The 13209-nt window shown below is 60.6% G+C and carries 9 protein-coding genes; 2 read left to right on the plus strand and 7 right to left on the minus strand.

The window, feature by feature from the left end; all coding sequences use genetic code 11:
* Nucleotides 1-103: 103 nt before the first annotated feature.
* Entirely contained in the window at nucleotides 104-1357 is a 1254-nt protein-coding gene (gene glyA, locus HBJ59_RS26205) for a serine hydroxymethyltransferase (protein ID WP_167665236.1), read from the minus strand.
* Between the two features lie 277 nt (nucleotides 1358-1634).
* Entirely contained in the window at nucleotides 1635-5486 is a 3852-nt protein-coding gene (locus tag HBJ59_RS26210) for an EAL domain-containing protein (protein ID WP_167665237.1), read from the minus strand.
* 285 nt (nucleotides 5487-5771) lie between these two features.
* Between HBJ59_RS26210 and ettA the strand changes: the two genes are divergently transcribed.
* Together ettA and gdhA are read left to right on the plus strand one after the other, a co-directional pair.
* Nucleotides 5772-7436, plus strand: coding sequence for an energy-dependent translational throttle protein EttA (gene ettA / locus HBJ59_RS26215; RefSeq protein WP_076014026.1), 1665 nt, complete (start codon nucleotides 5772-5774; stop codon nucleotides 7434-7436).
* A gap of 349 nt (nucleotides 7437-7785) precedes the next feature.
* Nucleotides 7786-9123, plus strand: a complete 1338-nt coding sequence (gene gdhA, locus HBJ59_RS26220; RefSeq protein WP_167665238.1) for an NADP-specific glutamate dehydrogenase — start codon at nucleotides 7786-7788, stop codon at nucleotides 9121-9123.
* Here the strand turns inward: gdhA and HBJ59_RS26225 are convergent.
* From HBJ59_RS26225 to HBJ59_RS26245, 5 genes are all read right to left on the minus strand, one after another.
* Nucleotides 9120-9617: a GreA/GreB family elongation factor gene (locus tag HBJ59_RS26225; protein WP_167665239.1), complete on the minus strand. Its 498-nt coding sequence runs from the start codon at nucleotides 9615-9617 to the stop codon at nucleotides 9120-9122. The genes gdhA and HBJ59_RS26225 overlap by 4 nt on opposite strands.
* A 70-nt stretch (nucleotides 9618-9687) precedes the next feature.
* Nucleotides 9688-10044 carry a hypothetical protein gene (locus HBJ59_RS26230; RefSeq protein WP_167665240.1) on the minus strand — a complete coding sequence of 119 codons (357 nt, stop codon included), beginning with the start codon at nucleotides 10042-10044 and terminating at the stop codon, nucleotides 9688-9690.
* Nucleotides 10045-10316: 272 nt separating this feature from the next.
* Nucleotides 10317-10613 (minus strand): chorismate mutase, encoded by a 297-nt coding sequence (locus HBJ59_RS26235; RefSeq protein WP_017477817.1) that lies wholly within the window; start codon nucleotides 10611-10613, stop codon nucleotides 10317-10319.
* Nucleotides 10614-10762: 149 nt separating this feature from the next.
* Nucleotides 10763-12616 (minus strand): DUF4105 domain-containing protein, encoded by a 1854-nt coding sequence (locus tag HBJ59_RS26240; RefSeq protein ID WP_167665241.1) that lies wholly within the window; start codon nucleotides 12614-12616, stop codon nucleotides 10763-10765.
* A 93-nt stretch (nucleotides 12617-12709) separates the two neighbouring features.
* Nucleotides 12710-13198, minus strand: coding sequence for a DUF3015 domain-containing protein (locus tag HBJ59_RS26245; protein ID WP_003215845.1), 489 nt, complete (start codon nucleotides 13196-13198; stop codon nucleotides 12710-12712).
* Between the last annotated feature and the right edge of the window lie 11 nt (nucleotides 13199-13209).

Consider the following 13209-nt stretch of genomic DNA (forward strand, 5'->3'; position numbering starts at 1 on the left):
AGCCCGCTCCCACATTTGATGTCATTTCAGATTGAGAAAGCAGAGTTTTCAGGCATAAAAAAGCCCGGCTCAAAGGCCGGGCTTTTCATTCAAACAACTGCAATCAAGCGCCGTATACCGGCAGCTTCTTGCAGATAGTCTTGACCTTCTCACGAACAGCATCAATCACTGCTTCGTTGTTCAGGTCAGCCAGGATGTCGCAGATCCAGCCAGCCAGTTCCTTGCACTCTGCTTCCTTGAAGCCACGAGTCGTCACAGCCGGAGTGCCGAAGCGCAGGCCGGAGGTGACGAACGGCGAACGTGGGTCGTTCGGTACCGAGTTCTTGTTCACGGTGATGAAGGCTTTGCCCAGAGCGGCGTCCGCGTCTTTACCGGAGATGTCTTGCTTGATCAGCGAGAGCAGGAACAGGTGGTTCTCAGTACCGCCGGACACCACGTCAAAACCACGCTCGATGAACACGCCGGCCATGGCCTTGGCGTTTTTCACCACTTGCTGCTGGTAGGTCTTGAACTCAGGCTGCAGGGCTTCCTTGAAGCAGATCGCTTTAGCGGCGATCACGTGCTCCAGCGGGCCACCCTGGCCGCCTGGGAATACGGCGGAGTTAAGCTTCTTCTCGATCTCGGCGTTGGCGCGAGCCAGGATCAGGCCGCCACGTGGACCGCGCAGGGTCTTGTGGGTGGTGGTGGTCACCACGTCGGCGAATGGCACCGGGTTCGGGTAGACGCCAGCAGCGACCAGACCGGCCACGTGGGCCATGTCGACGAACAGGTAGGCGCCCACCTTGTCGGCGATTTCGCGGAAGCGTGGGAAATCCAGGATCTGCGAGTAGGCAGAGAAACCGGCCACGATCATTTTTGGCTTGTGCTCAACCGCCAGGCGCTCGACTTCGTCGTAGTCGATCAGGCCGTTGCCGTCGATACCGTACTGAACGGCGTTGTACAGCTTGCCGGAGGAGGAAACGCTGGCGCCGTGGGTCAGGTGACCGCCGTGGGCCAGGCTCATGCCCAGGATGGTGTCGCCCGCTTGCAGCAGGGCCAGGTACACGGCGCTGTTGGCTTGGGAGCCGGCGTGTGGCTGGACGTTGGCGTAATCGGCGCCGAACAGTTCCTTGGCGCGGTCGATGGCCAACTGCTCAACGATGTCGACGTACTCGCAACCACCGTAGTAACGCTTGCCCGGGTAGCCTTCGGCGTACTTGTTGGTCAGAACCGAACCTTGAGCCTCCATAACCGCAGGGCTGGTGTAGTTTTCCGAAGCGATCAGCTCAATGTGCTCTTCCTGGCGCACGGCTTCTTGCTCCATGGCGGCAAAGAGATCGGCGTCGTACTTGGCAATGGTCAAATCACGGCTGAACATGGCGGTCCTCAAGGATCGGGGGCAGAAAAGAAGCGCATTCTAACCTAATGGGTTTTGGATGGCATATGAAAGGACATCATGTCGCGGACAAGCGGGATTCACTTAGGGATGAGCGGTGCCCTTGTGGCGAGGGGGCTTGTCCCCCGTTGGGCTGCGCAGCAGCCCCATTCAGGGCTCACGCGTTTATTCAGGTAGATCGAGGTGCCAGGTTTTGGGGCCGCTTCGCAGCCCAACGGGGGACAAGCCCCCTCGCCACAAAAAGCGGCATCACACGCTCTCAGTCGAACATGAACAGCGCGTCATTACTGAACTGCGCCTCAAACCGGTTCGCCGGCATCGGCCGTCCGAACAGGTAGCCCTGAACCTCATCGCAACCGTGCTCCCGCAGGAAGTCCAGTTGCTCATGGGTTTCCACACCCTCGGCGATCACCGCCAGGTTCAGGCTGTGGGCCATGGCGATAATCGCCCGGGCGATCTGCGCATCCTGTTCACCCGACGGCAGGCCGTCGACGAAGGTGCGGTCGATTTTCAGCACGTCGATGGGGAACTGCTTGAGGTAGTTCAGCGATGAATAACCGGTGCCGAAGTCATCTACCGCAATGCTCAGGCCGAGGTTTTTCAGGCTGGCGAGGATCTGCATCGCTTCGTTGACCTCGCGCATCAGGATACTTTCGGTCAGTTCCAGCTCGAGGCACGCCGGTGGCAGGCCGGTGTCCTTGAGGATGGTCGCGATGCGCTCGCCCAGTTGCCCGTCGGAGAACTGCCGGGCCGAGATGTTCACCGAGACCTTGGGCACCCGCACCTTGTTCTGGTGCCAGGTCTTGAGTTGGCGGCAGGCTTCGCTGATTACCCAGTCGCCCACGTCCACCACCAGCCCCAATTCCTCCAGCACCGGGATAAAGTCCCCCGGCGGCACCAGCCCGCGACGGGGATGGCGCCAGCGCAGCAGGGCTTCGGCGCCGGTCAGGCGTTTGCCGTCGCCGCTGAACTGCGGCTGGTAATACAGCACGAATTCGTTTTGTTCCAGGGCGTGGCGCAGGTCGCTTTCCAGCTCCAGACGCTCCAGGGCGCTGGCGTTCATGTCGGCCTGGTAGAACTGGAAGTTGTTCTTGCCGCGCTCCTTGGCGTGGTACATCGCCGTGTCGGCGTTCTTCATCAACTGGCTGAGTTCGTTGCCGTCCTGCGGGCTCAGGGCGATGCCGATACTGGCGGTCACAAAGAACTCGCGGCCCTCAAGCACAAACGGTTTCACCAGGCTGGCCAGAATCTGCTCGGCCACGTGAATCGCGCGGTTCAGCGCCATCTCACGGTTGACCCGCGGTTGCAGGAGCAAGGTGAACTCGTCGCCGCCCATGCGTGCTACGGTGTCGTCTTCGGCCACGCAGCCCAGCAAGCGGGTGGCCATTTCCTTGAGCATGCGGTCGCCGGCGGCGTGGCCCAGGGAATCGTTGATCGGCTTGAAGCGGTCGAGGTCGAGGAACATCAGCACCACCCACGACTTCTGCCGTTCCGCCGACTGCAACGCGGTGTGCAGGCGGTCCTGGAACAGCGTGCGGTTGGGCAGGTGGGTCAGGGCGTCGTAGTAGGCCAGGCGGTGGATCCGCTGTTCGCTGGCCTTGCGCTCGCTGATGTCACTGAAGAAGCACACGTAGCTGGCCAGGTCGCCTTCGTCATCGAATACGGCGGTAATCCCGACCCAGGCCGGGTAATGCTCGCCGTTGCGGCGCTTGAGCCACACTTCGCCTTCCCAGGTGCTGTGCTGATGCAATTGCTTGAGCACGTAGCGCAGGTGGGCTTCCTGCTGTTCGTCGACGGTGAGCATGTTCGGTAACTGGTCGAGCACGTCCGCCACCGCGTAGCCACTCACCCGGCTGAACGCCTCGTTGGCCTGCACGATATAGCCGGCAGGGTCGGTGATCAGGATCGCCGAAGTCGAGTGTTCGAATACCGTGGCCGCCATGCGCAGGTCTTTTTCCGCACGGCGTTGCTGGCTGATGTCGCGACCCACGCCGAGGATGCCTTCGAACGCACCGTGTTCGTCCCACACCAGCACCAGGCGCAGTTCGATCGGGATCTTGCGCCCGTCGGCCCGCAGGCAGTCGAACAGGAACAGCTGGGTCTGCACGTCGTTGCGCAACGCCGCGAGGGAGTCGGGTTGGTCCAGGGCGCGGCTGACTTGCTCCACCAGGGAGTAAATTCCAGTCAGTTGTTGCGGGTTGGCGATAGTCGATTGCCAGCCGTTTTCGAAGATCCAGTCCACGTCATAGCCCAGCACGCCGTTCACCGACGGGCTGACGTAGTTCAGGGCCAGCTTGCTGTCGGTGGAGAAGATCACGTCGCTGATGCTTTCAGCCAGCATGCGGTAGCGCTGTTCGCTGTCACGCAGGGATTCGCTGGCCTCGATCTGGTCGGTGATGTCCTTGGCCACGCCGATGATGCGCGTGACCTGGTCGGTCTTGTCCCGGGCCAGGGCCTGTTCGCGGATGTCGAAGCGCCGCCATTGGTTGTTGCGGTGGCGAAAGCGCAGCTGGCACTGCAGTTGGCTCAGGTAGCCGGCCTGGCGCTGTTGCAGGCGCAGGTCGTGGTAACGCTCGGCGTCTTCGGGGTGCAGCAGGATTTCCCAGAAATACTCGCCCATTTGCTGCAACTCGGGCTTGTTGTAGCCCAAGGTGTGGCCCAGGTGATGGTTGCTGAAAATCATCCGCTGGCTGATCACGTCCTGCACATACAGGTGATCGGGCACGGTGCGTACCACGTCCGACCAGAAACCCTCGCGCTCCACCAGCGACAGCTCGATCAGCTTCCGGCTGGTGATGTCGCTGATGCTCAGGATCACCGCCTTGAAGTCGTCCTGTTGTTCCGGCAGGCGCATCACCAGCCACAGGTATTGGTCGTTGCCTTCGACATCGCTGAGCTGGATTTCCAGTTCGAGCTGCTTCTGTTGGGTCAGTACCGCGTCGATCACCTGGTTGCCGATGGCGGTAGGGCTCGACGGGCAAGCGTCGATCAGGCGCTCCCAGGCTTGCTCGCAGGAAGCGACATTCAGCAGGCGCACCGCCACCTGGTTGACCTCGGTGACGCGCAATTCCTTGAGCAGTTGTTGGCGTTGCTCCGGGCTGTCTTGCAGCAACTGCTGCAGTTGCTCGCGGGTCTGCAGTTGAGCTTTGTCGAAGAATGCGCGCAGGCCGGACAGGTCCAGCACACACAGCGCCACGCCGGTGCCTTCGAAAATATCCTGGTAGCGGCGGCGGCCTTCATGCACCTGGCGCTGGCGGCGGCGCATGTTCAGCAGCACGATCACCGGGATCAGCGAGAAGGCCAGGCCCAGCAGGCATTTGCCGATAAAGGCCGGCAGCAGTTGCTCCAGCACGGCGGCACGGTCGAACAGGCCGCGCAGTTGCCAGTCGCTTTTGCTCAGGGGCGTGACCAGTACACTTTTGTTCAATTCGTCCGGGGTCAACGCCGAGGCCCACTGGGCCGGCATGCCGCTGTCACGGCTGACTACGCGGTGGTTGAGGCGGTTTTCGATCACCCACATTGGGCGCTGGCCCTGGCCGTCCTGGCGTGTCAGGTTGGCCAGGAAGTTGGGCGCCAGGCGCAAGGCCCAGTACATCTTGGTGCCGCCACTGGGCTGATGCAGCAGCAGGTAGATGACGGTGCCGTCGTTGTTGTTGCTCAAGTAATAGGACTGGGCGTGGCTGCGCTTGACCAGCTCTTCGAGCCAGGCGCTGTCCTGGCTGTCGCCGGCGCTGTCGCTGATCATCGCGCCGCTGGGGGCGAGCAGGGCGACGCTGCGCAGCTCCGGCAGGGAGCGTTGCAGGGTGCGCATCAGGATTTGTTGCTGTTCAGTGTCCCGTGGCGGCTCGACGATCGGCAGCAGGTTCAGCGCGATCTGCGCACTGAGGGCCATGTTCAGGCTGATTTGTTCGGCCAGGTCGGCGCTGTAGTCGATGGTGTATTGCTGCTGGTTTTTCTGGTTTTGCTGCAACTGGTCCAGCAGTTGCCAGAATAATAAGGCGAGCAGCAGCAGGACCAGCGTCGCCAGAGCGCCCTTGAGGGTTCCGTGCAGGGGCGCTCCCGGCGCTATATGAGCGGCGCGCAGGGGAGTTGGCGGGGTGACGTTGGACAAACTGTGATCCTGCGGTTTGGCTGGACTGGCGCGCGACGTGCACTATAAGCCGGACGCCCGGAGGGCGGCTAGCATGCCTTGTGTTGTGGCAAAGTGCCAGCCCCGCTTGGCTGGACTGCCCATGCGCATTCAGGTAGCTTTGCCGGTTACGCGAGGGCGTTCCAGCCCCAGACAATCAGGCTTCTACCGCACGCAGGCATTGATCATGGTCAACGGCCCGCGCCGCGCATGGCCTGGCACGGGTTTCGCCCGCTTAATTCATCAGTCACTGACGCTAGGTTCACCATGGCTCAATACGTCTTCACCATGCATCGGCTGGGAAAAGTTGTTCCGCCGAAGCGGGAAATCCTGAAAAACATTTCTCTGTCCTTCTTCCCGGGCGCCAAGATCGGCGTGCTCGGCCTCAACGGTTCGGGTAAATCCACCCTGTTGAAAATCATGGCCGGCGTCGACACCGAGTTCGACGGCGAAGCCCGCCCGATGCCCGAACTGAACATCGGCTACCTGCCGCAAGAGCCAATCCTGGACCCGACCAAGACCGTGCGTGAAGTGGTCGAGGAAGCGGTCAGCGTGATCAAGAACGCCCAGGCCCGCCTGGACGAGGTCTATGCAGCCTACGCCGAAGAAGATGCTGACTTCGACAAACTGGCGGCAGAACAGGCCAAGCTCGAAGCCATCCTGCAAGCCAGTGACGGTCACAACCTGGACCGCCAGCTGGAAGTTGCCGCCGATGCGCTGCGCCTGCCGGCGTGGGACGCCAAGATTGAGCACCTGTCCGGTGGTGAAAAGCGGCGTGTGGCCCTGTGCCGCCTGCTGCTGTCGGCCCCCGACATGCTGCTGCTCGACGAACCCACCAACCACTTGGACGCCGATTCCGTCGCCTGGCTGGAGCGCTTCCTCCACGACTTCCCGGGCACCGTGGTTGCGATCACGCACGACCGGTACTTCCTGGACAACGTGGCCGGCTGGATTCTGGAACTCGACCGTGGCGCCGGTATCCCTTACGAGGGCAACTACTCCGGTTGGCTGGAAGCCAAGTCCGACCGTCTGGCGGCCGAATCCAAGCAGCAGTCGGCCCATGAAAAGGCCATGAAAGACGAGTTGGAATGGGTGCGTAAAGGCGCCAAGGCACGTCAGTCGAAATCCAAGGCCCGTCTGGCGCGTTTCGAAGAAATGCAGTCCCAGGAATTCCAGAAGCGTTCCGAGACCAACGAAATCTACATCCCGGCCGGTCCGCGCCTGGGTGACAAGGTCATCGAGTTCAAGAACGTCTGCAAGGGCTACGGCGATCGCGTGTTGATCGACAACCTGTCGTTCTCCATGCCGAAAGGCGCCATCGTTGGCGTGATCGGCGGTAACGGTGCGGGTAAATCCACCCTGTTCCGCATGCTGATGGGCAAGGAACAACCGGACTCGGGCACCATCGAAGTCGGCGAAACCGTGCAACTGGCCTGTGTGGACCAGAGCCGCGACGACCTCGACGGCAGCAAGACGGTGTTCCAGCAGATTTCCGACGGTTCCGACCAGATCCGTATCGGTAACTATGAAATCCCGTCGCGCACCTATGTGGGCCGTTTCAACTTCAAGGGCGGCGACCAGCAAAAGTTCGTCAAGGACCTGTCCGGTGGTGAGCGCGGTCGCTTGCACCTGGCCCTGACCTTGAAAGAAGGCGGCAACGTCTTGCTGCTCGACGAACCGTCAAACGACCTCGACGTTGAAACCCTGCGTTCCCTGGAAGAAGCCCTGCTGGACTTCCCGGGCGCCGCCATTGTGATCTCTCACGATCGGTGGTTCCTTGACCGTGTGGCCACTCACATCCTGGCGTACGAAGACGATTCCCAAGCGGTGTTCTTCGAAGGCAACTACACCGAATACGAAGCCGATCGCAAGAAACGCCTCGGCGAAGCCGCTGCCCAGCCGCATCGTGTACGGCATAAAAAACTGGCCTGATTCGGGTTGGTGGTTTGAAAAAGCGGAGCCTTCGGGCTCCGCTTTTTTTTGCGTGTTTTTTTGTAAGACCGAGTTGGATTCATTCGCGAGCAAGTCGAATCGTCGCACCGCCGCTCCCACCTTGAAATGCATTCCAAATGTGGGAGCGGGCTTGCTCGCGAAGACGGTTTAACTATTGGTGCAAAACTCGACTTTAAATCCTCATTAAGGTGCAAAAACCGCCTGTATTTATATCTAATGCACCATTTAAATTCACAAAAGCGACATTTCGCCCTGTCGCGGTGCGACATGAATTGATAAAGTCCGGGACAAATCTCCTTTAACGACAATAAATTTGCCGAGACTTTTCATGATCGAATCCGTTGAATCCTTCCTTGCCCGCCTCAAGAAACGCGATCCCGACCAGCCGGAATTCCACCAGGCCGTGGAAGAAGTACTGCGCAGTTTGTGGCCGTTTCTTGAAGCCAATCCCCATTACCTGACCTCGGGCATCCTGGAGCGCATCTGCGAGCCGGAGCGTGCGATTGTGTTCCGGGTGTCGTGGGAAGATGACCAAGGCAAGGTACGAGTCAACCGCGGGTTCCGGATCCAGATGAACAGCGCCATCGGCCCGTATAAGGGCGGCCTGCGCTTCCACCCATCGGTAAACCTGGGCGTGCTGAAATTCCTCGCCTTCGAACAGACCTTCAAGAACTCCCTGACCTCGCTGCCCATGGGCGGCGGCAAGGGCGGCTCGGACTTCGATCCCAAGGGCAAGAGCGACGCCGAGGTGATGCGCTTCTGCCAGGCATTCATGAGCGAGCTGTATCGCCATATCGGTTCCGACGTGGATGTGCCCGCCGGTGATATCGGCGTGGGCGCCCGGGAGATCGGCTTCCTGTTCGGCCAGTACAAGCGCCTGAGCAACCAGTTCACCTCGGTACTGACCGGCAAGGGCATGAGCTACGGCGGCAGCCTGATCCGCCCGGAAGCCACCGGTTTTGGCTGCGTGTACTTCGCTGAAGAAATGCTCAAGCGCAACGGCCAGCGTGTCGAAGGCAAGCGCGTGGCCATCTCCGGTTCCGGCAACGTCGCCCAATACGCGGCGCGAAAAGTCATGGACCTGGGCGGCAAGGTGATTTCCCTGTCCGACTCCGAAGGCACCTTGTACTGCGAAAGCGGTTTGACCGAGGAACAATGGTCGGCGCTGCTGGAGCTGAAAAACGTCCAGCGCGGGCGCATCAGCGAACTGGCTCCACGTTTCGGCCTGGAATTCCGCGCCGGCCAAGCACCTTGGGAACTGGCCTGCGACATCGCACTGCCCTGCGCCACCCAGAACGAACTGGACGCCGACGCGGCGCGCACCCTGTTGCGCAATGGCTGCGCATGCGTGGCCGAAGGCGCCAACATGCCCACCACCCTGGAGGCTGTGGATATCTTTATCGACGCCGGCATCCTGTTCGCACCGGGCAAGGCCTCCAATGCCGGCGGCGTGGCGGTGAGCGGGCTGGAGATGTCGCAGAACGCCATGCGCCTGCTGTGGACCGCTGGCGAAGTGGACAGCAAGCTGCACAACATCATGCAGTCGATCCACCATGCCTGCGTGCATTACGGCGAAGAAAACGGTCGGGTCAACTACGTGAAGGGCGCGAATATCGCAGGCTTCGTGAAAGTCGCGGACGCAATGCTGGCTCAAGGCATCGTCTAAGCCTCGGGCTCGATGCGCAGGATCTCGATCAACTGATCGCCGACGGGGCGCTTCCACAGCACCTCGTCACCCACCTGAGCACCCAGCAGCGCCCGGCCCAGGGGCGAACCCCAGTTGATCAGGCCTACCGTGGCGTCGGCCTGGTCTTCGCCCACCAGTTGAATCCGCTGCTCTTCGTCCTGTTCATTGGCAAACGTTACCCAACTGCCGATCTGCACCTTCTCCGTGGAGGTCGCTGGCGCCACCACCTGAGCGCTTTGCAGGCGCTGGTTGAAGTAACGCAAATCCCGCTCAAGGTCGGCCTGGCGCTGTTTATCGGCCTGCTCACCCTTGGCGGACTCTCCGCTGTGTTCGCTTTGCAACTGCGCCACCTTGGCCTGCAACTGCGCAAGCCCGCGGGCAGTGAGGTGATTGGGTTGCTCGCTGACCTGGCGTTCCACCGGTTGGCTGGCCTGGGCAGCGGCGCTGTCTTCGTTGACGAAAGCTCGACTCATGGCGTTCTCCTGCTATGGAGTTTGGGCCATGGTCGCAGGGGTTAAGTTTCGCTGGATGTCTGAAAGCGACCTATGGCGAGCGATAGGCTCGTGCGGCGTCGCGGTCCTTTTCCTGCTGCCAGGCGCGTTCGCGGTCGTCCCAGTGACGGTTCTTGTAGTCGTTCAGGTCTTCGTTCTCGCGCATGGCCTTGCACTGGCGGAAGCCATCTTCCCAGCCTTCGGCGTAGGTGCGGTCTTTCAGGTAGCGGGGGACATTCTTGCGAAATTCCCCAGTGATCACCCCGGCGGCTTGGCGGCCGCTGCTGCAACCATCGTCGTAGCCGTCGGCGAACGCGGGCGGGTAACCCTTGGCCAGCAAGTCTTCATGGGTTGATTGGCAACCCGACAGCAGGGCCAACAGGCCCAGCATTACAGCGTACCGCCACATCTCTTGCTCCCTGGCCGTTGAACGGCTGATAGGGGAAGTGTAGGAGTGGATTCGTTCGGGGTATGTGAAACGGATGTGAGAAATCTGTGTGACGCTGCTTCTTCGGGCGATCACGCATCCCCTGTGGCGAGGGAGCTTGCTCCCGTTGGGGCGCGAAGCGGCCCCTGTTCAGGGTATTGAGATATTCCAGAAAGGGTGAGGTGTCTGGTTTTGGGGCTGCTGCGCAGCCCAGCGGGAGCAAGCTCCCTCGCCACAAGGTTATTTTGTGTGGTTCAGTCTGGTGTCAGCGCGGCGTGCTCTGCGAGTTCTTGCTGGATGAACGCTGCAATCATCGCCCGATAGACGTGCTCCGTGACGTCCGGGTTTGCGCCTACGGTGTGAGAGAGATCACGAACCTTGGCAATCACCTGCTCAACCCGCTGCGGGGCTTTCACGCCGTCACTGTCTTTTTTGAAGCGCGCAGCCTGTGAGACAAAGCCGCCCCGTTCGGCCAGCAGCGTAACGATCTGGTGATCAAGGCGGTCGATGTTTTCCCGGACTTGCTCGAGGCTGGTGCAATTAACGGCCATGTTGGTTGAAGCTCCTTTTAGTGATCGTTCCCACGCTCTGCGTGGGCATGCCGCCCTGGACGCTCTGCGTCCGCTTTTAAAGGTCGTGACGCGGAGCGTCACAGGATGCATTCCCACGCGGAGCGTGGGAATGATCTACGGCTCAGGGATTAATAGTGATACCACTTCACCTCTAGCATCACCTCATTCACCGGTGTCGCCAAGTGGCTGTATTCCCGCTGCGCACTCAGCCTCAAGCCCAGGTTGCGCGACAGTTCCCACTGTTGATTCAGACTGATACTGCGCCGTACTTCGCCATTGGTGAAGAAATCACCCTTGGCTTCCAGGCTCAGGTTGCCCAGCGGGTTTCGCCACAGCACGCCGGTGTTGAAGCCGGCCGCCGGGGAGATGGCTTCGCCAAAGTCGCTGTTGTGTTCCACGCGCACGGTGCCAAGGGCGAAGCCGAGCATGTCGTCACGCAGTTGCCAAGTGCCGCCGGCGCCGCCATTGACGTGGCTGACCAACGTCTCGTCGTCATGCTTGCCCGGTACGCGTTCAAGGCCACCGGTCACTTGCCACGACCAGGGTTGCAGCAGCTCGTTACGCGGGGTCAGTGAGCGAATGGTCGCAAGATCCAGTTGCTGCAACTGCCAGTGGTTGCCTTCGTACTGGCGCAGTTTCATTTGCAGGATTTCGATCTGCGCGCCCAAGGGGAAGCCTTCGGCGTTGTCATTCAGGTCGTGGTAGGCCATGCGCAGGCCGTATTCGCCGAAGGCCTTGTCGCCCCGGGTGCCGATGCCGGCTTGCCAGGTGCGGGATTCGTGGCCGTCTTCGGGCAGGCCGGGGCGTTCGATTTTCAGGTCTGGTGCCGGGTTCTGGTTGATCGCCCGCAGCAGTTCGAAGCTGCGCTGGGAGCGTTCGGTGTCGCGCTCCAGGCCGTTGGCGCGGTAGCGGCCAAGGCGATAGGCGGCATCGATGATCAGGGCCTGGCGGTCTTTGGCGATGGCCTTGAAGGTCGGCACTTGCAGTTGTTTCTGGTCGTCGCTGATCTTCAGCACCCATTGCTGCTCGTCACTGTCCAGCGGTTTGGCGCGCTCCAGCAGTTCCCGTTCACGGGACGGGCGATAGTCGATTTTTTCTACCAGGCCGGCTTCTTTCACGGCTTTTACCGTGTCGGTAGGAATGGCGGTCAGCGGGAACTGTTCGGTCAGCCGCAGGCTTGGGCGGGCCACTTGCAGCAATTCCAGCAGACGATAAGAGCAGTTTTCGTCGAAGAAGAAGTAGTCGAACTGGATCTGCTTGAGCTCCCACACGTGCTCAACCATGCGCTCGGTCTCGACCTGGGTCAGGTTCAGGCGGTATTCCCACAGGTCGCGGTTCTCCAGGCTACGGTATTCCGAGAGCTTTTCCTGGTAGGGCACCAGTGCAAACAGGCCGGGATAACCGCCCATCAGGCCTTTCCAGGCGTAGAGGATGCTGTTGTCCGAGCCTTCGATATAGGCGCCAAAGTTGATCGCGTAGCTGAGCAGGGCGGTGTTGTTGCTCTGCACGTCAGCCTGGTCGATGCGCAGCAGGGTGTGGCCGAACATTGACGACGGGCTGTTGAGGTAAGCCGCCGGGAAGATCATCACCGCACTGTGGGGTGCAACGTCCTTGAACCATTGCTTGAATTCCTTGCAGTCCAGCGTTGGCAAGTCAGTCAGGTGCAACTGGTCCTTGAGCCAACGGGTACGTGCGGGATAAACGCATTGGACGTGTTTTTCGCCGAGGCTGACCGGGGCATACAGTGCCTCCACCGTGGCCTTCAGCTCCTGGTCCGGATGGTGGGCGCCATCGGGGGCGAGGAAGAATTTCTTGTCGCTGACATAACTGCGCCAGCCTTCGAATTTGCCGGATTCGTAATGCCCCAGCGAGAGCCAGAACGGGTCGTTGGCCAACTGCTGCAAACGTTGATCATCAAGGTGCGGCGCCGCATACAGCGGGGCGCAGGCGAAGAGTGCCAGGTAGGCAAGGCGTTTGAGCATGTGGGCAACTTAAGTCGAGATAAAAAGACCCAAAGGGGAGGCAGGTCCAAAAATAATAAAACCCGTGCCTCGAAAGGCACGGGCGGGTCGAGCTTAAGCCTGGGTAGCGTATTTCGCCAGACGGGTGTCGCTTTTCAGTACAGCCAGGGTGTTGTTGTGCACGTCATCAGCGGTTACGTCAGCCTTGCTGAAGATTTGCTGGAAGTGCTCGTGAGTCACAGCGGCAAAGTGCTCGCGGTCTTCAGGAGCAACGCCCAGTACTACAGCGTAGGTAGTCAGCGCTTCGCCGTTACCCTTGGCCATGTCTTCGGACAGCTCGTTCATCATGCCATTCATGGCAATCCACGATTTGCCACCGTAGGTCAGTGCGCTGTTGGTGCTACAGCCGTTGGTGCCCGAGGTCATGCCGAATGTGGCGTTACCGGAGGTACCGTTGGTGGTGGAGGCCAGGAAGTGAGCCGGAGTGCCGCGTTGGCCTTCGAACAACATGTTGCCCCAACCGCAGTTCGGGCCACCTGGCGCTTCAGCCATTGCATTGAGGGAGACGACGGTGAAGAGAGTACCGAGAAGGATCCGTTTCATAGCTTTGTTCT

The sequence above is a fragment of the Pseudomonas sp. AN3A02 genome (assembly GCF_011765255.1).
Taxonomy (GTDB): domain Bacteria; phylum Pseudomonadota; class Gammaproteobacteria; order Pseudomonadales; family Pseudomonadaceae; genus Aquipseudomonas.

What these genes read in the sequence shown, in the direction of transcription:
- HBJ59_RS26235 (WP_017477817.1), bottom strand. Translation starts at nt 10,613, where the DNA reads ATGGCCGTTAATTGCACCAGCCTCGAGCAAGTCCGGGAAAACATCGAC.
- ettA (WP_076014026.1), top strand. Translation starts at nt 5,772, where the DNA reads ATGGCTCAATACGTCTTCACCATGCATCGGCTGGGAAAAGTTGTTCCG.
- HBJ59_RS26245 (WP_003215845.1), bottom strand. Translation starts at nt 13,198, where the DNA reads ATGAAACGGATCCTTCTCGGTACTCTCTTCACCGTCGTCTCCCTCAAT.
- glyA (WP_167665236.1), bottom strand. Translation starts at nt 1,357, where the DNA reads ATGTTCAGCCGTGATTTGACCATTGCCAAGTACGACGCCGATCTCTTT.
- HBJ59_RS26230 (WP_167665240.1), bottom strand. Translation starts at nt 10,044, where the DNA reads ATGTGGCGGTACGCTGTAATGCTGGGCCTGTTGGCCCTGCTGTCGGGT.
- gdhA (WP_167665238.1), top strand. Translation starts at nt 7,786, where the DNA reads ATGATCGAATCCGTTGAATCCTTCCTTGCCCGCCTCAAGAAACGCGAT.
- HBJ59_RS26240 (WP_167665241.1), bottom strand. Translation starts at nt 12,616, where the DNA reads ATGCTCAAACGCCTTGCCTACCTGGCACTCTTCGCCTGCGCCCCGCTG.
- HBJ59_RS26225 (WP_167665239.1), bottom strand. Translation starts at nt 9,617, where the DNA reads ATGAGTCGAGCTTTCGTCAACGAAGACAGCGCCGCTGCCCAGGCCAGC.